Genomic DNA, 21,336 nt, shown 5'->3' on the forward strand with positions numbered 1-21,336 from the left:
CGGCCGCCGTGGGTCAGGCGCCGGTCTCGGCGTCGTCGGTCTCATCCGCGTCGGCGCTGAGCGAGTCGAGGGATCCGGAGTCGACCGTCTCGTCGGTCTCGGTCTCCTCCGGGGTCCCGGCGTCGATCCCGCGCAGGATGTCGAGCGCGCCGGAGATGTCCCCGGTCATGGCGGCGGCGATCGCCAGGTCGGCGTTGGCCTCGCAGTCGTCGCCCGTCAGTCCCGGCACGACGGAGCCGACGGAGCCGAGGAAATCGTAGGCGGAGATCGAGCCGCAGAGCTGCGCGGCGATCTCGGACACCTCGGCCGGGGTCTCCGCGTCGTCGGTGTCGGTCTCGTCGGTCTCGGTGGCCTCCGCGGCGCCCAGCGAGCCGGAATCGAGGCCGGGGAGGTCGCTCTGCGCGGCGGCGAGGCCGGCGCCGGAGAAGGAGAGGGCGGCGGCGGAGCCGATGACGGCCATGGACTTCTTCATGGTGGACTGCGTCATATGGGGAGCCTTTCGATCGGGTGCCGGGGGTGTCCCGGAGCACGGCGGCCACCGTAGCGGGCGTAACCGCTCCTGGCTGTGATCGCACTCACATCGCGGCGGCGAAAGAGCCCGGATCCACGCGATGCGCAGGGCCGGAGCGCGGGCGGAGAATTTCTTCATCAGCCCCGATATCGGCCGGGTCGGGTTTGCCGGACCCCGGGTCGGCGGGGATGCTTGAGCCATGAGTGGAACCGCCGAGATCTATGACGCCGTCCTCACCCCGGGCAAAATCGACCTGCTCCGCGCGTGGATCCGCGAGCAGTCGTGGTTCGACGGTGACCCGGACCGGTTGGAGCAGGTGACCTCCTACCGGTTCGTCGACCCGGACGGCCAGGTGGGCATGGAGTCGTTCCTGCTCACCGACGGCGCGAGGACCTTCCACGTCCCGGTCACCTACCGCGGCGAGGAGCTGCCGGGTGCCGAGGGCGCCCTTGTCGGCACCGTCGACCACTCGGTCCTCGGCCCGCGGTGGGTGTACGACGCCCCCGCCGACCCGGTGTACGTGGCCGAGGTGCGCCGGGTGATCGGACACCGCGACACCGCGGCCGACCACCTGGCCGTGGAGGACGGCACGATCACGCCCGCGCCGGTGAACATCCGAGGCGGCGGAAGCGGGTCCGCGACCGACCCGGGGTCCGCTCCGCAGATCCTCCGGGTGATCTCCGAGGAGAACGACGCCGAGGCGGACTGCCCGCTCATCGGCTCGCCGGGGACGCTCAGCGGGACCTGGCACGACGCCGACGGCTCGCACACGGCGGTCCTCGTCGTGGTCGACTGAGCGTTCCGGCCGGCTGGCCCACGCAGGACACCGCCCCCACCTCGTGCGAGGCGGGGGCGGTGTCGGTGTCGGTGCTGCGGTGCTGCCGAGCGGCTGGGCTCAGGCGCTCTTGATGGCCGAGACCTCGATCTCGAGGGTGATCTTCTCGGAGACGAGCACGCCGCCGGTCTCGAGCGCGGCGTTCCAGGTGAGGCCGAAGTCGCTGCGGTTGAGGGTCGTGGAGCCCTCGAAGCCGGCGCGGAGGTTGCCGAACGGGTCGGTGGCGGTGCCCTCGTAGTCGAAGGGGATGGTCACGGACTTGGTGGTGCCCTTGATGGTGAGGTCGCCGGTCACGTCCACGCCGCCGGAGCCGTTGGCGGCGATCGCCGTGGAGGTGAAGGTGATCTCCGGGTAGGTCTCCATGTCGAAGAAGTCGTTGGACTTCAGGTGGCCGTCGCGATCGGCGTTGCGGGTGTCGATCGAGGCGGCCTTGATGGTGACCTGGGCGCTCGCGCCGTCGATGCCCTCGCCCGGCACGGTGACGGTGCCCTCGAAGTCGTTGAACGAGCCGCGGACCTTGGTGATCATCGCGTGGCGGGTGACAAAGCCGAGGCGGGTGTGGGTGGTGTCGAGGGTCCAGGTGCCGGTGAGGTCGGTGAGGTTCGCGGTCATGATGACTCCTTGGGGTTGGTCTGGCCGGTGGGCCGGGCGATTACTTGCTGTGTCACTCAATGTAGGCGCACCTCTGTGACATGTCAACAACCGTGGCGTGTGAGCTGGGTCACCCCACGTGGCGTCGCAGGAAATGGACGGCGTGCGCCACCGCGCGGTCGTGGCAGGGCCGGCCGGCGAACAGGTCGAAGTGGTCCCCGGGGTAGTGGCGGACCTCCGCCCGCGCGGAGAAGGCGGCGGTGGCGGCGGCGTGCGGCGGGGCGCTGCGGTCCAGGTCGGCGATCTGGACCAGGAGGGGGACCCCGGCGAGGTCATCCGCGTGCCGACCGGGCCGGAACGAGCCCAGTTCCGTGCCGATGGACGCGCCGACCTCGTTGCGCCAGGTGGGCCCGGCGACGGAGGTGTACGCCTGCTCGTATCCGTCGAGGGAGAGCAGGGCCGTGGATCCGGGCGGACCCGTGAGGGGGACCATCGGCTCCGCCCGACCCAGAGCGGTGACGGCTCTGGCGGCGATCGCCGTCCCGGTCGAGCGGAGGAGCGAGGCGGGCCTGTGCTGGCGTGCCGCAGCCACGGCGGCCGCCCGTCCGTCGACCAGCGGGACCATCGAGATGACGGCCGCGATGTCCGCTCGCCCGCGGGCCACCTCGAGGACGTGGCCACCCGCGAGCGAGCAACCCCAGAGCACGATGCGGGCGGGGTCCACGCCCGGTTGCGCGGCGGCCGCGGCGATCGCGGCCCGGTAGTCCTCCTGCTGGCGCTCGGGCGAGACCACCTGCCGGGGTCGGCCCCCGGACCGCCCGAACCCGCGGTAGTCAAAGGCCAGGGCGGCGTACCCGGCGGCGGCGAACGCCTCGGCGAACGGCATGAGGCCCGAGTCGGCGGTTCCGCCCAGCCCGTGCGCCATCACCACGCAGGGCCGCTCACTGCCGGGTTCCGCGCCGGCGGCGGGGAGGAACCACGCGCGGCAGTCGGCGGCGTGCTCGCCGGAACCGGAGCGGAAGGTGACGTCGACGGGACTGCTCATTCGGTTCTCCCTGGGTCGGCCGCGGCGTCCACCGCGGGGTCGGGTCGGCCGTAGACGGCGCGCACCCACATGTCCGCGGCGGTGGCGATCAGTGGCTCGCGGGGCGCGTCGGGGACGTACACCAGCCGCTCGAGCACGGACTCGTTGATGTGGATCAGGCTCTCGGCGAGCACGGTGGCGTCCGCACCCTCGGGGGCCCACCCGGCGGCCCGCTCGGCGCGGAGGAAGTCGGCGATCGGGGCGGCCAGGATCCGGCGACCCTCGTCCCACATCTCGCGGGTCGCGTCGTGGGTGGTGCGTGCGGTGAGCAGCGCCCGGTAGATATGACCGCTGTCCAGCACCCGCTCGACGAGCAGCGAGAGAGCGGCGGTGACGCGGGCACGGAAGGCGTCCGCGCCGCCCACGATCATCTCGGTGGACGCCCGGGCCTCCTCGTTGACCACCACCAGCAGCACCGACACCGCGGCGGCCTTGGAGTCGAAGTAGAAGTAGAACGCCGACCGGGTGATGCCGGCGGCGTCGGTGAGGTCCGCCACCGAGATGTCGTCGAGGGCGGTCGTGCGCAGCCGGTCGTCGAGCGCGGCGAGCAGGGCCTCCCGCCGCCGGTCGCCGCGCGGCGAGGAGGCGGCCGGCGGGCCGACGGGAGTCACACCGTCTCCCTGCTCGGCAGGGCGCTCCCGAGCCTCCGGGCGCGCTCGAGGCCGTGGGGGATCTCCTTGGTGCGCAGATCGTGCTCGTAGAGGAAGTAGTCGACCTGCTGCTGGTGGCGGGGGGTGTCGAGCATATGGCCGATGTACTTCTTCTCGTCCGCCAGGATCACCCGTTCCATCTCCGCGACCGTCGGCGTCCGGTACAGGCCGGCGGCCCACGCCGCGACGAGGCGGGCCTGCGCCTCGACGAAGGGGAACAGCGTGGGAGTGGACTGGGCGAACCCGACGAACGCCAGGTCGTCGATCCCGGGCGAGAACATCCGCTTGTAGAGGGGGATGTGGTTGTGCGCGTCCGCGGAGAGGAACTCGGGATCGAAGAACGGGAACGACGTGGTGTACCCGGTGGCCTGGATGACCACGTCGAACTCCTGGGCCGTGCCGTCCTCGAAGTGCACGGTCCGGCCGTCGAACCGGTCGATGTTCCCCTTGGCGGTGACGTCCCCCGACCCCAGCCGCAGCGGGAGTTCCACCGACTGGGTGGGGTGCGCCTCGAAGAACTTGTGGTTGGGCTTGGGCAACCCGTACGACTCCGGCCGCCCCGCGGACATCGGCTGCATGGCCTGGATGGCCTTGCGCTGCCACGAGTACGGCAGGAACGGGAAGGTGGCGAAGTATTTGTCGGCGGGCTGGCCGGCGATGTACTTCGGGACGATCCACGCGCCCGAGCGGGTGGAGATCACCACCTCGTTGCGCATGATCTTGGAGGACAGCTCGACCGCGATGTCGGCCGCGCTGTTGCCGAGGCCCACCACGAGGATGCGCTTGCCCACCAGGTCCAGCGGGTCCCACGGGTCGACGTAGGCGTGAGAATGGATCATCTCGCCGGTGAACTCGCCCGGGAAATCGCCGAACCGCGGGTCCCAGTGGTGCCCGTTGCCCACCACGAGCGCGTCGAAGCGCCGGGTGCCCGAACGCTCGGTGGTGAGCTCCCAGCCGCCGTCGGGCAGCCGCACCGCACTGAGGACCCGGTTCTCGAACTCGATCGAGCCCAGCAGGTCAAAGGCCTCGGCGTAGTCGTCGAGGTACTGCTTGATCTGCGAGTGGTGGGGGAAGTCCGGGAACTCGTCGGGCATCGGGAAGTCCCGGAAGCTCAGCTGGTGCTTGGAGGTGTCAATGTGCAGCGAGCGGTACGCGCTGGAGCTGCCGTTGGGGTTGTCGAACGCCCAGTTCCCGCCGATCCGGTCCGAGGCTTCGAAGCACACCGCGTCGATGCCGTAGTCCTCCAGCATCTTGAGCGTGGTGAGGCCGCTGATGCCCGCGCCGATCACGGCGACCGAGGGAGTGGATGTCATGGGGACCTCTTCGTGGGAGAACTATGGCGCCGATCACAATATGGCCCTAGATTGACGGGCGTCAACAACTTCCCCATCCAGACGGGAGCACGCATGGCCACCGCAGGGTTCGATGCACACACCTCAGGCTCCACGAGGCGGGCCGTGGTGGTGGGCGGCGCCTCCGGGATCGGCTGGGCCACGGCGCAGGCGCTCGCCGCCGACGGGTGGCAAGTGACGATCGCGGACCTCGACGCGGACCTCGCCGCCGCCCGGGCCGGCGAGTTGGACGGTCGTCGCGGGGCGGCGGCCGGCGACGGGTTCCACGCCGCCCGGGCGGTCGACGTCTCGGACGAGGGTTCGGTGGAGGCGTTGTTCGACGGCGCGAGCCCCGACCTCGTGGTGACCACCGCCGGGGTGAGCACGCTCGGACTGGTCACCGACCACGATGCCGCGGAGTTCCGGCGGGTGGTGGACGTCTGCCTGACCGGCGCGTTCCTCGTGTTCAAGCACGGCGGCCGCGCGGTCCGGGACGGTGGCGCGATGATCGCGATCGCCTCGCTCAACGCGCGCCGACCCGGCCGCGGGATGGCCGCCTACTGCGCCGCCAAGGCGGGCCTGGTCATGCTGGCCCAGGTCGCGGCGCTGGAGCTCGGCGAGCGGGGGGTCCGGGTCAACACCGTCTCGCCCGGGTTCCTCGTGACCCCACTCACCGAGCCGGTGCTGCAGATCCCCGGGCTGGCCGAGGAGTACGCCGAGAACTCGGCGATCCCCCACCGGGGCACCGCGGAGGACGTCGCGCGGGCGGTCCTGTACCTCGAGGGTTCGCCGTGGATGGCGGGGGAGGATCTCGCCGTCGACGGGGGCGCCCAGCTCGAGCGGTACCCAGACGTCCTCGGCCTCGCGACCAGGGCGTTCTCGTGAGGCGCCGGCGGTCCGACGACCGGGTGGACCTCACCGGGCGGTCCGCGATCGTCACCGGCGGCGGGTCGGGGATCGGGGCCGCGCTCGCGGCGGCCCTGGTGCGGGCCGGGGCGCACGTGGTGGTGACCGACATCGACGGCGAGGCCGCCCGCGGGGTCGCCGACGCACTCACTGCCGACGCCCGGGGGCCCGGACGGGCCCGCTCGGCCCGGCTCGACGTGACCGACGCCGGCGCGGTGGCGGCGCTGGTCCACGACGTAGTGGCCGAGCACGGCGGGCTCGACCTGATGTTCGCGAACGCCGGCATCACCTGGGGCGGAGACACCGAACTGCTCACCCTCGAGCAGTGGGACGCGATCGTCGACGTGAACATCCGCGGGGTGGTGCACTGCGTCCACGCGGCGTATCCGGGCATGGTCGGTCGGGGGTCGGGTTCGCTCGTCCTCACGGCGTCGATGGGCGGGTTGTGCCCGGCCGGGCTCATCACCAGCTACGCCATGACCAAGCACGCCGTGGTGGGGCTGGGGCTCTCGCTGCGCGCCGAGGCCGCCGGCCACGGTGTCGGCGTGACGGTGGTGTGTCCGGCGGCCGTCGACACCGCGATCCTCGACAAGGGTGAACTCGGCGGCTTCGACGGCCGCCACTACTACCTCGACGGCCAGGGGGTGCGGACGCCTCTCGACCCCGACGAGCTCGCGCGGAGTGTGCTGCGGGGGGTCGCCGCCAACCGCGCGCTCGTCGTGGAGCCGGCGCGGGCCAGGGCGACGTGGCGGCTCCAGCGCCTCTCGCCGGCGCTGATGGACCGGATGCTGACGAGGTACGTGGGCGCCACCCGCCGCCGCCGGACAGGGGCCCCGGCCGGCGCCTGACGGCCCGGGGTCAGTGCTCGTCCGCGTCCGAGTCCGCCCTGGTGGCGTGGACGGTGCCGTGGGCGTGCTCCGGCGGGCCGTAGAGCGAGTAGACCTTGAGCGGCTCGTCGCCGATGTTGGTGACGTTGTGCCACGAGCCGGCCGGGACGAGGATCACCCAGTCGTCGCCGACTTCCTCGTCGAAGTCGAGCCGGTCCTCCGCCGGGCCCATCTGGACGCGGCCGCGGCCCTGCTCGACCCGCAGGAACTGGTCGTGGTCGTGGTGCACCTCCAGGCCGATGTCCTCCCCGGGCGCGATCGCCATCACCGTCATCTGCATGTACTTCCCGGACCAGAGGGTGGTCCGGTAGTTGGTGTTGGCGAGGGTCTGGTCCTCGATGTTGACGACGTAGGGCTCGGGTCCGTGATCACTGGCGGTCATCGTGTGGTCCTCTCGGTTCGCCGGGCCCGGCCGGGGCCGGCGGGTCCGCTCGTTCGGTCACCCCCATCATGCCGTCCCCCGTCGGGCCGTGAGGCGACTGCGGCGGGGCCGCCTTCTTCTGCCACGGCCAGCGGCCCGAGATCTCCAGCTCGAGCGACCAGCTGCGGAACGTCCTGATCAGAACGATGAGGGCGAGCAGCAGTACCGACTCGAAGGTCGGGGAGATCGCCACGGTCCGGATGATGTCCGCCGCCACCAGCAGTTCCAGGCCCAGGAGGATCGCGCGCCCGAGGCGGCGGCGGAAGGCGGTGTAGGCGTCGCCCTCGGAGCCGAACCGGCGGCCCGGGCTCAGCGTGAGCACCGCCGCCACCAGCGCCCCCACGACGATGGCGGCCACCCCGATCACGTCCATCGTCTTGCCGACGGTCTCCATGGCCTCCGTGAACGTCATGGCCGAACCCTAGTCCGGCCGGGGCCCCCGGGAGAACCCGGCGGAACCGGGCGGGAAGGGTCGGGAACCCACTCTGATTGACAGATCAACTAATATCGTCGGCATGACTCCTCCCACGCCCCCCACCCCCGGGTCCCCGGCGCACGCCGTCGCGTTCGGCCTCGACACCTTCGGCGACACCAGCGTCGACCGGGACGGCGCGCCCGTCCCCCACGCGCAGGTGATCCGCGACGTGGTCGAGCAGGCGGTACTCGCGGACCGGGTGGGGGTGAACGCCTTCGGCGTCGGCGAGCACCACCGTCCCGACTTCGCCGTCTCCGCCCCGGACGTCGTGCTGGCCGGCATCGCCACCCGGACCGAGCGCATCACCCTCGGGTCCGCGGTCACCGTGCTCTCCAGCGACGATCCGATCCGCGTGTTCCAGCGCTTCTCCACGATCGACGCGATGTCGAACGGCCGCGCGGAGGTCGTCCTGGGCCGCGGGTCGTTCACCGAGTCGTTCCCCCTGTTCGGCTTCGACCTCCAGCAGTACGAGCAGCTGTTCAGCGAGAAGCTCGACCTGTTCGCCGCGCTGCTGCCCGAGGGGCCGGTCACCTGGTCGGGAGACCTCCGGCCGCCGCTGGTCGAGCAGCACGTCTACCCGAAGACCGAGAACGGCCTCGCCGCGTGGATCGCGGTGGGCGGCAGCCCGGAGTCCGTGGTGCGCGCCGCCCGCTACCGGATGCCCCTGATGCTCGCGATCATCGGCGGGCCCGCCGGCCGGTTCGCCCCGTTCGCGGACCTCTACCGGCAGGCCAACGCCCAGCTCGCGGGCACGGGCGCGCCCCGGCTGCCCATCGCCGTCCACTCGCCCGGCTTCATCGCCGAGACCGACGCCAAGGCCGCCGCGCTGGCCATGCCGCACTGGCTGGTCAACCGCAACCAGATCGGCCGCGAGCGCGGGTGGGGCGACGCCGTGGAAGCCGATTTCCACAGCGAGGTCAGATCCGGCGCGATGTACGTCGGATCCCCGGAGACGGTCGCGCAGAAGATCGCCGCCACCGTCCGCACGCTGGGGCTGGACCGGTTCGACCTCAAGTACGCCAGCGGCCCCACCCCCCACGAGCACCTCATGAACTCCATCGACCTCTACGGTCGTAAGGTCATCCCGCGCGTGCGGGAACTGCTGGCGGCGGCGGGGTACGAGGCCGGGGTGCCGCAGCAGGTGTCGCGGACCTGACGGGGCCGGGGCCCACCGTCGGGCGGCCGAGGCTCAGCAGCCCCCGGCCCCGCCCAGGGCGCCCGCCACGAGGGCGTGGGTCCGCGGATCCACCGCCAAGCCCGGATGGGACGTGGGCGCGCCGCCGCAGGCGTCCTCCGGGACCCGCCAGACCACGCCCGGGCCGGGGACGAAGCTCCGCTCCGGCGGCAGCAGGTGGTCGCCGCGGGTGGCGATGAGCGTGTACCCGACGCCCGGGAGGAACGGGCTCCGGTCCGGTCCGTACCAGGCCGCGAGCAGCGGGCTCCCCGGCGCCAGCTCCGCCAGCCCCCGCAGGTTCGCGGCCCACAGCGCGGCCCCGGCGGCCTGGGGTGGCAGGTCGTTCGGGATCAACCCGCCGTGGTCGCCGCCCCAGTAGCCCCCGACCGAGACCACGCGGTTCACCGCGCCCGGCCGCAGCACCTTGGTGGTGTACCCGGCGATCGCGGCACCCTGCGAGTACCCGACCAGGTCCACCTGCCCGGCGCCGGTGACCGCGCGGACGTGGTCGATCACGCCCGCGAGCTGCGGGCCGGACGCCCCGGCGATCGAGTCGAGCCCGCCGCGCCGCGGATTCCCCGCGTACGCCCCGAGGGTCGGGGAGACCACGCAGAACCCCTGCCGGCGCAGGGGCTCGCCCAGCCGGGGCGCGGTGTTCGGTCCGGTGTCGAAGGTGCCGTGGACCAGGATCACCGGCCGCGGATGGGCGGGCGTGGGTCGGCACGGGACCGTGGTGTCCACGGGGGCCGGCGGTCCGGGCGCCCCCAGCGGTCCGTTGGCCCCGTTCAGCGCCTCGGTGACGTAGGGCCCGAGCTCGCCCGTGGGGTCCAGCGCGGCGACCGCGTCCTCGACCGGCCCGGCCTGGGCCCGCGGGGCGAGCGCGGGCGAGGCGGACCCGGCGGCGGTCAGCCCCGCGGCGAGCGGGACCGCCAGGGCGACGGCCGCGAGGGCCCCGGCCAGCCGCGGACGGGCGGAATGACGTGGCAGCATGTGACCAGTATGCGAGCCCCGCGGCCGAGAGGGAACCGCTGCGCGCCCCGACCTCACACATCCGCGGCGCGGGACGACTACCGGGCGGGCCACACCGGGCCACAGCGCGGGCGACGAGGGAGGATCTCAGCCATGAGGGCACCCTTCGACGCCGCGGTGGAGCGCCACGGTCCGACCGTGCTGCGCGTCTGCCGGGCCGTTCTGGGGCCGGGCGCCGACGCCGACGACGCGTGGTCGGAGACGTTCCTGTCCGCGCTGCGGGCCTGGCCGGAGCTGCCGGAGGAGACCAACGTCGAGGCCTGGCTGGTCCGGGTCGCCCACCGCAGGGCCGTGGATGTGGTCCGGCGGTCGGCCCGGGCGGCCACGCCGGCGGGCGGCGCCGACGACGTCGCCCTGCTCGACGGGTGGGTGCGCGGCGGCGCCCGGGGAACCGGGACGGTCGACGACGACGAGCCCGCCGCCGCCGGGATCTGGGCGGCCGTCGCGGCCCTGCCCACCCGGCAGCGGATCTGCGTGGCCTACCGGTACCTGGGCGGACTCCCCTACGCCGAGATCGCCGAGCTCACGGGCGGCACCGAGGCGGCGGCCCGTCGCGCCGCCTCGGACGGGGTGGCCGCGCTGCGCGAGAGGGAGGAGTGCACGCCATGACGGACAGGACCATGACGGACAGGGCCACGAGCATGCTCCGGGCCGCCCCGGCGGACACCGCGGGGTTGCGCGAGCGCCTCGCGCGGGACGCCGAGCGGGAGGGCCTGGTCGACGTGCTGTTCCGGGCCGTCGACTCGCCGATCGGCGCCCTGGTGCTGGCGGCGACGGGGCGCGGGCTGGTCTACGTGGCCTTCGAGGTGGAGGACGAGCGGGCGGTCCTCGACATGCTCGCCTCCACGATCGGGCCGCGCGTCCTCCGGGCACAGGGGCGGTCGCGCGCCCTGGACGCCGCCGCCGACCAGATCGACGAGTACCTGACCGGTCGCCGCCGCGAGTTCGACCTGCCCCTCGACACCCGGCTGGCCACGGGTTTCCGGGGCGAGGTGCAGCGGCACCTGACCGAGGTGGCCTACGGGCGGACGGCCACGTACAAGCAGCTCGCCGCCGGGCTCGAGCGGCCCGGCGCGGTCCGCGCCGTGGGCACGGCGTGCGCGACCAACCCGCTCCCGCTGGTGTGGCCGTGCCACCGGATCCTGCGCTCGGACGGCGGGCTCGGCGGATACCGCGGCGGGCTCGAGGCCAAGCGGCGCCTCCTCGCGATGGAATCGGCGGGGTGACGGCGGGGCAGGTCGCCGCCCTGTTCGGCGTCTGGGCGATCGCGGTGATCTCGCCGGGGCCCGACCTCGTCGTCGTCCTCGACCGTGCGCTCGCCGGCCGGCGCCACGGGGTCGCGACGGCGCTCGGGGTGGTCTCGGGGATCTCGGTGTGGTTGGTGGCCGCGTTCGCCGGCCTCGCCACCCTGGTCCGCGCCTACCCCGGGCTCATGACCGGCCTCCAGGTGGCCGGCGGGCTCCTGCTCGCGACCCTGGGCGTGCTCGGGCTGCGCGGGTGGCGACGGTCCCGCGCCGCCGCCCGCCCGGCGGGTCCGCTTCCGCGCGGGGATGTGGCGCTCGGCCTGGCCACCAACCTCGCCAACCCCAAGGCGATGGTGTTCTTCGGCGCGGTCCTCACCCCGTTCCTGCGCGGGGAGGTGTCCGCCGTCGCCTCGCTCGCGCTCGTCTCGGCGATGGTCGGGGTGGCCCTGGCATGGTTCTGCGGGGTCGCCGTGGCGGCCTCCCACCCGAGCGTCAACCGGCGTCTCGGGCGCGCGCAGCCGTGGGTCGGGCTGCTGGCGAGCGCGCTGTTCGTGGCGGTGGGGGTGGCGTTCGTGATCGCCGCGCTCGGCTGAGCGTGGCGGACTAGGTTCTGCCCCATGGCTTCTCCCGTCGACCACCGCGGCTGGGTGCGCGCCGCCCTCGCGGTGTTCGCCGTGGGCTGGGGCGCCAACCAGTTCGCGCCGCTGCTGTTCCTCTACCGCACCGAGCAGGGACTCGCGCAGTCCGACGTCACCGCCATGTTCAGCGTGTACATCGTGGGGCTGCTGCCCGCGCTGCTGGTGGCGGGCCGGTGGTCCGACCGCCACGGTCGCCGCGTCCTCATGCGCCCCGTGCTGGTGCTGTCGCTGGCCGCGACCGTCCTCATGCTGTTCGGGCCCGCCGATCCGCTGTGGCTCTACCTCGGCCGGTTCCTCGCCGGGCTCGCCTCCGGCGCGGCGTTCGGTGCCGGCAGCGCGTGGGTGCGCGAACTCTCCGCCGGCGCCCCGCCCGGCACCGGCGCCCGCCGCGCCGCGATCGCGCTCACCGGCGGCTTCGGCCTCGGCGGCCTGGTCGCGGGCGTGGTGGGGGAGTTCGCCCCCGCGCCCACCCTCACGCCGTACGTGCCCCACCTGGTGCTCGGGACGGTCGCGCTGCTCGCCGCGTGGAACGCCGCGGACCCGTACGAACCGCGAGGCGGACCCGAGCGGGCCCCGCTCATCCCGGCCAGCGCGGGTACCCGCAGGTTCCTGCTGGGCGTCGCGCCGTGGGCCCCGTTGGTGTTCGGCTGCGCCAGCATGTCGTTCGCGGTGCTGGCGGACCTGCTCGGCGGGGACGCCGGCGGGCGACCCACCCTGTACGCGGGCGTGATGGTGGGCGTGACCCTCGGCGCCGGGGTCCTGGTCCAACCCGCGGTCCGTCGCCTGGCCGACTCGTCGCCCCCCTCCCGGCCGCCGGTCATGGGGCTGACCGCCGCCTCGCTCGGGATGGCCGCCGGCGCCGTGTTGGCCGCCTCACCCGGCCTGCCCGGCCGGGCGCTGTGGCTGCTGCCCGTCGCCGTGCTGCTCGGCATCGGCTACGCGACGCTGCTCGTGGCCGGCCTGGTCGAGGTCGAGGTCCAGTCCGGGCCACGCGACCACGCCGGACTCGTCGCCGTGTTCTACGTCCTGGCCTACCTCGGGATGGCGACCCCGTACGTGCTCGCCGAACTGTCCCGCCTCGGCGGGCCCGTGCCGTGGATCGCCGGGCTGGCGGTGGTGTGCGCGCTGCTCGTCCCGCTCACGCAGCGCCGGCTGGGGTAGCGGCGGCGCCGGGCTCGTCAGCGCGTGAGAACCGTCGCGGTCGCCAGGTAGATGGCCACCGTGAGCAGGTCCTGCAGGACCGTGGCCAGCGGTCCCGAGCCGAAGGCCGGGTCCCTGCCCATCCGGTCGATCAGCCACGGCAGGACCAGCGCGACCGCGGTGGCGATGGACGACGCGGCGAACAGCGACACCCCGACGGCCAGCGCGACCCTCCAGTCCTGCCAGAGGACCCCCACGAGCAGGAACGCCACCGTGCCCAGGATCGTCCCGAGGAGCACGCCGGTGACGATCTCGCGGACGGCGACGCGTCGGATGCCCACGCCCACGGCCAGTCCGCGGATCACCAGCGCCTCGGTCTGCGTGCCGATCGCGTCCGCCAGGTACACCACCCCGGGGACGAAGAAGGCGATGAGCACGGTGTCGGCCAGGGTCGCCTCGAAGCTCCCCACCACGATGGCCGCGAGCAGGGCGCCGGCCAGGCCCACGATCAGCCAGGGCAACCGGTGCCAGAGCCGCCGCAGGACGGGCTCCAGGGTGGTGGTCTGCGCCGTGGACTTGGAGTTGAGGAACCCGCCGAGGCGGACCATGTCCTCGTCGTGCTCCGCCGACAGGATCGCGAGCAGCGCCTCGGAGGGGATGAGGCCCACGAACTCGCCCCGGTCGACCACGGCGATGGTGTGGACGCCGTGTTGGACCGCCTGCCAGGCCGCCTGCTCCTGGTCGGTCGAGGGCGCGACGGTGGGCAGTCCCGGTGCGACCAGACTCCCGACGGGGGTGTCGGGGTCGGCGTCGAGGACGCGTTCGGTCGGGGCCAGCCCGACCAGCCGGTCGCCGTCCACCACGACGATCGTCGACGCGCTGTCGAAGTGGCCTCCGCGCAGCGCGTCGAGGACGCGCGCGGCCGGATCTCCGGGATGCGCCAGGGGGACACGACGGGTGACGTGGTCGGCCGCGCACCGCGCCGTGTCCGCGCCCACGGGGTCCGGGGAGGTCATGGTGTTCTCGCTTCGACGAAGGGAGCAGGCGGCGCGCTCGCCGGGTCAGCCCGAGTTCCGCAGCGCCGTCGCCAGACCGTTCATGGTCAACTGGATCCCGGTCCGCACGGCCGGGTCCTCGTCGCCCGCGCGGTAGCGCCGCAGCAGCTCCACCTGCAGGACGTTCAGGGGTTCAAGATACGGGAAGCGGTTGCGCACGGACCGCGCCAGCGCCGGGTTGTCGTCGAGCAGGGTCTCGTGACCGGTCACGGCCAGCAGCATCTCGCGCGTGAGGTCGAACTCGTCCGAGATGATCCCGTGGATCCGCCGGCCCACCCCGGCGTCCGGGACGAGCCCCGCGTAGCGGGCGGCCAGTCCCATGTCCGCCTTGGCCATCACCTGGGCCATGTTGGACAGGGTCGTGCGCAGGAACGGCCAGTTGGTGTAGAGCCCGCGCAGCGTCGCCAGTCGCTCCCCGGAGCCCGCCTCCCCCCGCTGGTCCACCCAGTTCCGCAGCGCGGTGCCCACCCCGAACCAGCCCGGCAGCATGACCCGGGACTGCGACCACGACAGCACCCACGGGATCGCCCGCAGGTCGTCGACGGTCGAGGTCTGCTTGCGCGAGGCCGGGCGGGAACCCATGTTGAGCTCGCCGATCTCGCTGAGCGGGGTCGAGGAGGTGAAGTACTCGATGAACCCCTCGTCGTGGTGCACGAGCGACGCGTACGCCTCGCGGCCGAGCCGGGCGAGCTCGGCCATCACCCCGTACGCCTCGTCGGCGCGGTCGCCGAGGCCCTCCACGTCGAGCAGCGACGCCTCGAGGGTGGCCGCCACCAGCGCCTCGAGGTTGCGACGGGCGCGGTGCGGTTCGGAGTACTTGGCGGAGATCACCTCACCCTGCTCGGTGATCCGCAGCGCGCCCTGCACCGCGCCCGGCGGCTGGGCGAGGATCGCGTCGTAGGAGTTGCCGCCGCCCCGGCCCACCGCGCCGCCGCGCCCGTGGAAGTAGCGCAGGTGCACCCCGGCCCGGTCGGCCGCCGCCACGAGATCGCGTTCCGCCTGGTAGAGCGCCCAGTTGGCGGCCAGGTACCCGCCGTCCTTGTTGGAATCGGAGTACCCGAGCATCACCTCGAGCACGTCGCCCTGCGCGCGGGTCAGCGCCCGGAACTGCGGCAGCGCCAGCGCGGCGTCGAGGATCCCCGGCCCGGCGGCGAGGTCGTCGATCGTCTCCAACAGGGGGATCAGCCGCACGCCGGACCGGGGTTCGGCGGGGTCTCCGGAGAACAACCCCACCTCGCGCAGCAGCACCGCCGGCTCCAGCAGGTCCGACACCGACCCGCACATGGAGACGATGTAGTGCGGCACCACCTCCGGACCCAGCAGGTCCACGGCGGCGGCCGCCGCCCGCATCACGCCGAGTTCCCTCGCCGCCGTCGCGGACAGCTCCGCCCGCGGGCCCAGGAGCGGCCGGTCGTGGGAGAGCTCGCGCAGCAGCAGCTCCACCCGGGCGTCCTCGTCCAGCGCCGAGTAGTCCCCGCTCACGCCGGCCAGCGCGAACAGCTCGGTGAGCACCTCCTCGTGCGTCTCCGAGTTCTGCCGCATGTCGAGCGCCTGCAGGTGGAACCCGAACGTGCGCAGCGCCCACCTCAGATCCCGGAGGCGGGGCGTGCGCAGCAGCCCGGACCCGCCGGCGGCCAGCGCGGCGTCGATGACGTCCAGGTCGGCCAGCATCTCCTGCGGGCAGGTGTACGGCTCGTCGTCGTCCAGACCGAACGCGGGGGACACCGCGGACGGCGACGACGACGAGGACCTCCCCCGCGCGGCGAGGCGACGGCGGACCACCCGCACGGCGCGGCGGAACGGCACGTCCCCGCGGGTGGCGGTGACCTCGGCCCCCGGTTCGGCCAGCGAGTCGGCCAGGGCGAGGAGCTCCCCGGGCACCTCGACGATCCGCATCGACATGGACAGCTCCCTCTCGAGGGAGCGCAGCTGCCGGCTGTAGTGGCCGTGGACGAGGTCGGCCGCGCGCTCGGTGGCGAACCGCACCACCTCGCCGGTGACGTAGGGGTTGCCGTCGCGGTCGCCGCCGATCCACGACCCGGGCCGGACGACGGCGCGGTCACCGGTGCCCAGGCGGTCGGCGATCTCGGCGTTGAGCGGCGGGATCACCTCGAGCAGGGTGGCCTCGTGGTACTGCAACCCGGACAGGACCTCGTCCTGGATGCGCGGGCGCTCGCTGCGGATGATCGCCGTCTGCCACAGGGTGAGCACCTGCCGGCGGAGGTCCAGCTCGATCTCCGCGAGCTCGGCCCGCGCCACGCGGTCCTGCCGACCGGTGTGCAGCGCGTCCCGGCGGCGCATGAGCTCGTGGACGCGGCGGGTGACCTCGAAGACCGTGCGGCGGCGGGTCTCGGTGGGGTGGGCGGTGAGCACGGGCGAGACGCGGGCCGTGGCGCGGACGGCCTCCAGCTTCCCCGGCGCGGGATCGGCGCTCTCCAGCCGCGACCAGGTGGCCTCGAGGTCGCCGTCCGGGGGCGGTTCGCCCGCCGCGGTGTGGATTCTGCGACGGCGCTCCTGGTGCAGGTCCTCGGCCACGTTGGCCAGGAGCGCGAAGAGGGAGAACGCGCGGATCACCGGGATCACGTCCCCGGTGCCGACGTCGGTGAACAACGCGGCCACCTCGTCGCGGTCGGCCTGCGAGCGCCGCACGGCGAAGGCGGTGCGGCGGGCGGTCTCCACCAGGTCGAAGATCCGCTCGCCCGACTGCTCGCGCACGGTGTCCCCGAGCAGCGCGCCGAGGAAGCGGACGTCGTCGCGCAGCGGCGCGACGGCCTGCTCGAGCGGGTCGGGCTCGAGCGGCTCGGACTGGGTGGGGTCGGCCATGGGCGCCAGGGTAGGCGCGGCATGTGACATGTGGGTGAAGCCGAACCCGGCCGTCGTAGGTCGTCGGCGTGGGCCGGGAAACCGGGGATGTCCCCGATGCCCGCCCGTCGCGAGGGGAGGACACTGGGGGCATGACCCAGCAACCCGAGTTCGCACAGCCCGTCGTCGGACCCGAGGACCGCACCCCCGCGGCGCTCGCCCACGCCTCGAGCCTCATCGCGATGGCCCTGTCCGCCGGGTGGCTGTCCTTCGTCGGCCCGCTCGTGATGTGGCTGATCTACAAGGACCGCAGCGCGTTCGTCCGGCAGGCCGCGGCGGGGTCCTTCAACTTCAACCTGGGCCTGTGGATCATGAACATCGTCGGGTGGATCCTCATCCTCACGGTGATCGGGATCCCGATCGGCCTGGTCCTGCTCGCGATCTCGTTCATCGCGCAGATCGTCGGCCACGCCATCGGCACCGTGCGGGCCACGCAGGGGCGGTCCATCGACTACCCCTTCCAGCTGCGCGTCCTGAGCTGACCCGCGGCCCCGGATCTGTCCGGAACGCTCCGAGATTCGGCGAGGGAGAAGGAGAATGGCGCTGATCCCTCCGCCGTGAGGGCCGCCCGACCAGGACGCGCGCCGTGAACACCCATCGAGAGCAGTCCCGGCCCCCGTGGGGCACGCGGCTCCTCGGCGCGGTTGTCGAGCCGCCGCGCTACCGGAAGCGGCGGGTCCAGCGGGTGCTCACCACGACCCTGCTGATCACCCACACCCTCGGGATCCTGGGGGTGATCGGCTTCCAGTGGCTGCTGTTGCCGGTCGACGAGCTCGTGTCCGGCCGCTACCGGACCGCGGCGCTCGTCGTGACGCCCGTGGTGGTGGGGGTGACCGTGGTGTCCGGGTTGGCGGGTCTGACCGTGGTGGTCCGTCGTTGGTTGCGGTGGCCCGACGAGGGCAGGCCGCCGACCCGGGAGGAGCAGGAGCTCTGCCTGCTGGTCCCGTTGCGGCTGACCCTGCTCACGGCGGCGCTGTGGCTGGTGGGCGGGGGTGTGACGACGGCCGCGTACGGGGTCCAGGACCCGGCGGTCCTGCCCGTGCTGGTCATCACGACGATCGCGTGCGGGGCCATGGCCTGCGGGCTCGGGTACATCGTCGCGGAGATCTCCCTGCGGCCGCTCACCGCGATCGCGTTCAAGGCCGGCGCGGTCCGGGACCGCCCGATCGTGGGCATCCGGGCCCGCGTGTACGGGATCTGGACCGTCACCGTGGGGCTGCCCGTGACGGGCTTCGTGGTCCTGGCCTTCTACGCCGTGTCCGGCGACGAGCTCCCCGTGTCCCGGCTCGCGGCGATCCTCGGCTTCATCGGGGTGGGGGGACTGGTGGTGAGCGTCGCGGCGACCTGGCTGCTCGTGACCGCGATGATCGCCCCCATCCGCTCGGTCCGCTGGGCCATGGACGAACTCGCGGGCGGGCGCCTCGACACCCGCGTCGACGTGTTCGACGCCACCGAACTCGGCCAGCTCCAGCGGGGCTTCAACGACATGGCGGAGATGGTGGACGAACGCCAGCGGCTCCGCGACCTGTTCGTGCTCCACGTGGGCAGTCAGGTCGCGCGGGCCGCGGAACTGCAGGAGCCGCACCTCGGGGGCGATACCACCCACGTCGGTGTCCTCTTCGTGGACCTGGTCGGCTCCACCACGCTCGCCGCGACGCGACCCGCCCTGGAGGTCGTCGAGGTGCTCAACGCCTTCTTCGAGGTGGTGGTGGAGCAGGTCGAGGCCAACGGGGGGTTCATCGACCAGTTCCAGGGTGACGCCGCGCTCGCCGTGTTCGGCGCCCCCGCGCCTCTCGCCGACCCGGCCACGGCGGCCCTGGCGGCCGCGCGTGGCCTGGCCGCGGCGCTGGTCGACCAACTGCCCGACTGCGGGACCGGGATCGGCGTCTCCTACGGGGAGGTGGTGGCCGGCTATGTCGGGTCCGCGACCCGCTTCGAGTACACGGTGATCGGTGACCCGGTGAACGAGGCCGCCAGGCTGTGCGAGATGGCCAAGCAGCACCCCGCGCGCGTGCTCGCGGCGGGTCCGGCGCTCGGCGCCGCGACACGGGCGGAGTCCGGCTTGTGGACCACGGGGCATGACGTGGAGCTGCGCGGCCGGATCGAGCGGACGACCCTGGCATGGCCCGCGGGTGCCTAGGTCGTCGCGATGTGCCGGGTGGACCCGTCGGCCGAGGTCACAAAGAGGTCGGTGGGCCCGAATCCGCCGAACCCCTCGGCCACCCGCACGCTCGTCGGCGCCGGTATGCCGCCCGCGAGCACGCACGCGGCGCCGGAGGCGCGATCGATGCGCAGCACCTCGCCCCCGGTGAAGGCGACCGCGTAGATCGCGCGATCGGTGACGGCGAGGTCGTCCAGCCCGCGGGGGAGCGCCGGCGGGCGGGTGAGCGCGGTGGCGCGGCTCGCGGCCGGGTCGTCCAGCGGCACCTCGTGCACGGCCGTGTCGACGGAGGTGGTGACGGTGACGAAGGCGGTCCGGTCGCGGATGGCGATCCCGTTGGACCCGACGATCGCCGCCCGCGCGGACCACTCCTCGTCGATCGACCCGTCCGGTCGGACCTTGATGACCGTCGGGGCGAGCACACCGGTGGTGTACATGTTGCCGTCGGCGTCCACGGCGAGGCCGTTCTTCCCGGCGGGCACCGTGGCGACCAGCCTCGGGATGGGGTCGGCGGCGTCCGGATCAAACGCGACGATCGTGGACCGGGTGGAGGTGGGTGACGCACCCGTGACGACCGCGACCTCGCCCGCCGGGGTGACGGCCACACCCCCGGGGGCCACGACCGGGACGGACGCCACCCGATGGCCGGTGGAGTCGAAGGCCTCCACGCGGTCGCCGAGCAGACTGGTGACCCACATGCGGCCGCGGCCGTCGAAGGCCAGGTTCTCGCGCCAGCCCAGCACCGGGGTGCCGGCCTCGCCGAACGTCGCGACACGCGGAGCGGGCCCGTCGCACGGGGTCAGCGGGGCCAGCGACCCGAGCGGCGACGCCCCCGCGGCGGCGGGGACCGCGGCCGTCACCAGGGCGAGAGCCAGCGCCGCGGCGGACGCGGTGAGTCGTCGGGCAGGTCGCGTCCGCGGGTTCGGCTCCCGGCCGCTCGGTGTGGTGGTCATGGGTCGGATCCAACCACGCGGGTGGCCGCAGCGGCGCGGGCAGCCGTGATCGGGTAGGAACGAGAGGTCGGCTCGTCACGGGGATGAGCGGCGGACGAGGGGATGCCGGATGAGTGCGGAGCCAGGCGTGGACACCGTCGTAGGCGGCTCCGACCGGGTCGACACGCCCGGGTTGGCGGTGGGCGACCTCCGACCCACGGGCATCCACAACTTCCGCGACGTGGCCGGACCCGGATACGCCCTCCACCCGTCCGGGACCATGGCCCGCGGCCTGGTCTACCGCTCCACAACCCTGTCGGTCGGCGAGGAGGACCTCGGGATCCTCGAGCGACTCGGGGTGAGCACGGTGGTGGACCTGAGGACCGCCGAAGAGATCACCAAGCAACCCGACGTCATCCCCGACGGTGCCGACTACGTGGCCATCGACGTACTCGCCGGGCACACGTCGGCGGCCACCCTGACCGGGGCCGGGACCTTCAGCGTCGAGGACGCGCGCCGTGAGATGGCCACGACCTACGACAGGTTCGTCCTCGGAGACCACGAGCGGGCCGCGTTCGGCCGCGCGGTGCACACCGTGGCGGTGTCCTCCGGTCCCGCGATCGTCCACTGCACCGCGGGCAAGGACCGCACGGGCTGGATCTCGGCGGTCCTCCAGCTGCTCGCCGGGGTGCGGGAGGAGGACGTGATAGCCGACTACCTGCTCACCCGCGAGATGTCGGTGGAGTTCGTCGCGGCCATCCGGAGCTACGTGCGGGCGGAGATGCCCGGGCGGTACGAGGCGATCGACGTCCTCATCGGCGTCGAGGAGAGCAACCTCCGGCGCTCCCTTGACGCGTTGGACAGGGAGTTCGGCGACGTCAGGCGGTACCTGGTCGAGGGTGCCGGGCTGGACCAGCCCATGGTGGACGACCTCGGGGCACGGCTCAGGTCAGGACGATGAGCGCGCCGAGCGCGCCGCCGAAGGCGATCGCCTCGAGCGCCACCGCGACCGCGCGACCCGCCTCGGTCCGGCTCACGGCGTGCACCCGGGGCCCCGCCATCGTCATGGCGAACACCAGGACGATGACCGCCACCCCTGCCAGGGTGTCCGCCAGGCGCGCCGCCACCCCGTAGACCATCGCGACCCCGATCGCCCCGCCGGTGACGGCGGACGCGACGGCGGTCAACGGGGACGGGAGGACGGCGGCGGGGACCGATCCGTCGCGATCGGCGGTGTCGCCCACGGCAGGAGCCCGCGGGGCCGCGTGATCGGGCTCCCGGCTCTCGAGCATCAGACGTCGACTCATGAACCGGACCATACGGACGATTCCTGGTGACACACTGGCCTGCTCCTGAGATCTCCCCGGCATCGGCATCGACGCTGGTCAGCGGCCCGCTCGGGGCGGAGAG

Annotated in this window: 23 protein-coding genes; 11 read left to right on the top strand and 12 right to left on the bottom strand. The window is 73.4% G+C overall.

Annotated features, from left to right (window positions below):
• Positions 1-13 precede the first annotated feature (13 nt).
• On the bottom strand, positions 14-487 hold the full coding sequence (locus tag Q0444_RS11145; protein WP_291082713.1) for a hypothetical protein: 474 nt from the start codon (positions 485-487) through the stop codon (positions 14-16).
• A 223-nt stretch (positions 488-710) separates the two neighbouring features.
• Here Q0444_RS11145 and Q0444_RS11150 point away from each other — a divergent pair, with 223 nt between their 5' ends.
• Positions 711-1,307, top strand: coding sequence for a maltokinase N-terminal cap-like domain-containing protein (locus Q0444_RS11150; RefSeq protein ID WP_299023246.1), 597 nt, complete (start codon positions 711-713; stop codon positions 1,305-1,307).
• A 99-nt stretch (positions 1,308-1,406) separates the two neighbouring features.
• On the opposite strand, the gene Q0444_RS11155 is transcribed toward Q0444_RS11150, so the two are convergent.
• From Q0444_RS11155 to Q0444_RS11170, 4 genes are all read right to left on the bottom strand, one after another.
• Entirely contained in the window at positions 1,407-1,958 is a 552-nt protein-coding gene (locus Q0444_RS11155; protein WP_291082707.1) for a YceI family protein, read from the bottom strand.
• A 109-nt stretch (positions 1,959-2,067) separates the two neighbouring features.
• Positions 2,068-2,982: an alpha/beta hydrolase gene (locus Q0444_RS11160; protein ID WP_291082704.1), complete on the bottom strand. Its 915-nt coding sequence runs from the start codon at positions 2,980-2,982 to the stop codon at positions 2,068-2,070.
• On the bottom strand, positions 2,979-3,632 hold the full coding sequence (locus tag Q0444_RS11165; RefSeq protein ID WP_299023247.1) for a TetR/AcrR family transcriptional regulator: 654 nt from the start codon (positions 3,630-3,632) through the stop codon (positions 2,979-2,981). Before Q0444_RS11165 ends, Q0444_RS11160 begins: the two co-directional genes overlap by 4 nt.
• Positions 3,629-4,984 carry an NAD(P)/FAD-dependent oxidoreductase gene (locus Q0444_RS11170; protein ID WP_291082698.1) on the bottom strand — a complete coding sequence of 452 codons (1,356 nt, stop codon included), beginning with the start codon at positions 4,982-4,984 and terminating at the stop codon, positions 3,629-3,631. Before Q0444_RS11170 ends, Q0444_RS11165 begins: the two co-directional genes overlap by 4 nt.
• Positions 4,985-5,077: 93 nt before the next feature.
• On the opposite strand from Q0444_RS11170, the gene Q0444_RS11175 reads away from it, so the two are divergent.
• The gene (locus Q0444_RS11175; RefSeq protein ID WP_299023248.1) at positions 5,078-5,887 is read left to right on the top strand and encodes an SDR family NAD(P)-dependent oxidoreductase; all 810 of its coding nucleotides are present in this window, start codon (positions 5,078-5,080) and stop codon (positions 5,885-5,887) included.
• Between the two features lie 23 nt (positions 5,888-5,910).
• Positions 5,911-6,756, top strand: coding sequence for an SDR family oxidoreductase (locus tag Q0444_RS11180; protein ID WP_299023278.1), 846 nt, complete (start codon positions 5,911-5,913; stop codon positions 6,754-6,756).
• Positions 6,757-6,766: 10 nt separating this feature from the next.
• On the opposite strand, the gene Q0444_RS11185 is transcribed toward Q0444_RS11180, so the two are convergent.
• Both Q0444_RS11185 and Q0444_RS11190 read right to left on the bottom strand, forming a co-directional pair.
• Entirely contained in the window at positions 6,767-7,177 is a 411-nt protein-coding gene (locus tag Q0444_RS11185; RefSeq protein WP_299023249.1) for a cupin domain-containing protein, read from the bottom strand.
• A complete protein-coding gene (locus Q0444_RS11190; RefSeq protein WP_299023250.1) occupies positions 7,164-7,628 on the bottom strand; it encodes a DUF1622 domain-containing protein in 465 nt (154 codons plus the stop codon). The genes Q0444_RS11185 and Q0444_RS11190 overlap by 14 nt, the downstream gene beginning before the upstream one ends.
• Positions 7,629-7,731: 103 nt before the next feature.
• On the opposite strand from Q0444_RS11190, the gene Q0444_RS11195 reads away from it, so the two are divergent.
• On the top strand, positions 7,732-8,847 hold the full coding sequence (locus Q0444_RS11195) for an LLM class flavin-dependent oxidoreductase (RefSeq protein ID WP_299023251.1): 1,116 nt from the start codon (positions 7,732-7,734) through the stop codon (positions 8,845-8,847).
• Between the two features lie 33 nt (positions 8,848-8,880).
• On the opposite strand, the gene Q0444_RS11200 is transcribed toward Q0444_RS11195, so the two are convergent.
• Entirely contained in the window at positions 8,881-9,855 is a 975-nt protein-coding gene (locus tag Q0444_RS11200; RefSeq protein ID WP_299023252.1) for a triacylglycerol lipase, read from the bottom strand.
• A gap of 132 nt (positions 9,856-9,987) precedes the next feature.
• On the opposite strand from Q0444_RS11200, the gene Q0444_RS11205 reads away from it, so the two are divergent.
• The 4 genes from Q0444_RS11205 to Q0444_RS11220 are packed head-to-tail and all read left to right on the top strand — an operon-like array spanning position 9,988 to position 12,937.
• A complete protein-coding gene (locus Q0444_RS11205; RefSeq protein WP_291085766.1) occupies positions 9,988-10,503 on the top strand; it encodes an RNA polymerase sigma factor in 516 nt (171 codons plus the stop codon).
• Complete coding sequence (locus tag Q0444_RS11210) at positions 10,500-11,120, top strand: methylated-DNA--[protein]-cysteine S-methyltransferase (RefSeq protein ID WP_299023253.1); 621 nt, start codon at positions 10,500-10,502, stop codon at positions 11,118-11,120. The genes Q0444_RS11205 and Q0444_RS11210 overlap by 4 nt, the downstream gene beginning before the upstream one ends.
• Positions 11,117-11,731, top strand: a complete 615-nt coding sequence (locus Q0444_RS11215; RefSeq protein ID WP_291085763.1) for a LysE family translocator — start codon at positions 11,117-11,119, stop codon at positions 11,729-11,731. Before Q0444_RS11210 ends, Q0444_RS11215 begins: the two co-directional genes overlap by 4 nt.
• Positions 11,732-11,755: 24 nt before the next feature.
• Positions 11,756-12,937 (top strand): MFS transporter, encoded by a 1,182-nt coding sequence (locus Q0444_RS11220; RefSeq protein WP_291085759.1) that lies wholly within the window; start codon positions 11,756-11,758, stop codon positions 12,935-12,937.
• Between the two features lie 17 nt (positions 12,938-12,954).
• On the opposite strand, the gene Q0444_RS11225 is transcribed toward Q0444_RS11220, so the two are convergent.
• Together Q0444_RS11225 and ppc are read right to left on the bottom strand one after the other, a co-directional pair.
• Positions 12,955-13,932 (bottom strand): magnesium transporter, encoded by a 978-nt coding sequence (locus Q0444_RS11225; protein WP_291085756.1) that lies wholly within the window; start codon positions 13,930-13,932, stop codon positions 12,955-12,957.
• A gap of 45 nt (positions 13,933-13,977) precedes the next feature.
• Complete coding sequence (gene ppc, locus Q0444_RS11230) at positions 13,978-16,794, bottom strand: phosphoenolpyruvate carboxylase (RefSeq protein WP_299023254.1); 2,817 nt, start codon at positions 16,792-16,794, stop codon at positions 13,978-13,980.
• Positions 16,795-16,925: 131 nt separating this feature from the next.
• Between ppc and Q0444_RS11235 the strand changes: the two genes are divergently transcribed.
• Both Q0444_RS11235 and Q0444_RS11240 read left to right on the top strand, forming a co-directional pair.
• Positions 16,926-17,315: a DUF4870 domain-containing protein gene (locus Q0444_RS11235; RefSeq protein WP_291081548.1), complete on the top strand. Its 390-nt coding sequence runs from the start codon at positions 16,926-16,928 to the stop codon at positions 17,313-17,315.
• A 104-nt stretch (positions 17,316-17,419) separates the two neighbouring features.
• A complete protein-coding gene (locus tag Q0444_RS11240; RefSeq protein ID WP_299023255.1) occupies positions 17,420-18,973 on the top strand; it encodes an adenylate/guanylate cyclase domain-containing protein in 1,554 nt (517 codons plus the stop codon).
• Here Q0444_RS11240 and Q0444_RS11245 read toward each other — a convergent pair.
• Complete coding sequence (locus Q0444_RS11245; RefSeq protein WP_299023256.1) at positions 18,970-19,947, bottom strand: SMP-30/gluconolactonase/LRE family protein; 978 nt, start codon at positions 19,945-19,947, stop codon at positions 18,970-18,972. The two genes, Q0444_RS11240 and Q0444_RS11245, sit on opposite strands and share 4 nt — an antisense overlap.
• A 127-nt stretch (positions 19,948-20,074) precedes the next feature.
• Here Q0444_RS11245 and Q0444_RS11250 point away from each other — a divergent pair, with 127 nt between their 5' ends.
• Positions 20,075-20,887 carry a tyrosine-protein phosphatase gene (locus tag Q0444_RS11250; RefSeq protein WP_291086226.1) on the top strand — a complete coding sequence of 271 codons (813 nt, stop codon included), beginning with the start codon at positions 20,075-20,077 and terminating at the stop codon, positions 20,885-20,887.
• Here Q0444_RS11250 and Q0444_RS11255 read toward each other — a convergent pair.
• A complete protein-coding gene (locus tag Q0444_RS11255; protein ID WP_291086224.1) occupies positions 20,871-21,233 on the bottom strand; it encodes a hypothetical protein in 363 nt (120 codons plus the stop codon). The two genes, Q0444_RS11250 and Q0444_RS11255, sit on opposite strands and share 17 nt — an antisense overlap.
• Between the last annotated feature and the right edge of the window lie 103 nt (positions 21,234-21,336).

The organism is uncultured Dietzia sp. (assembly GCF_937873725.1).
Classification (GTDB): domain Bacteria; phylum Actinomycetota; class Actinomycetes; order Mycobacteriales; family Mycobacteriaceae; genus Dietzia.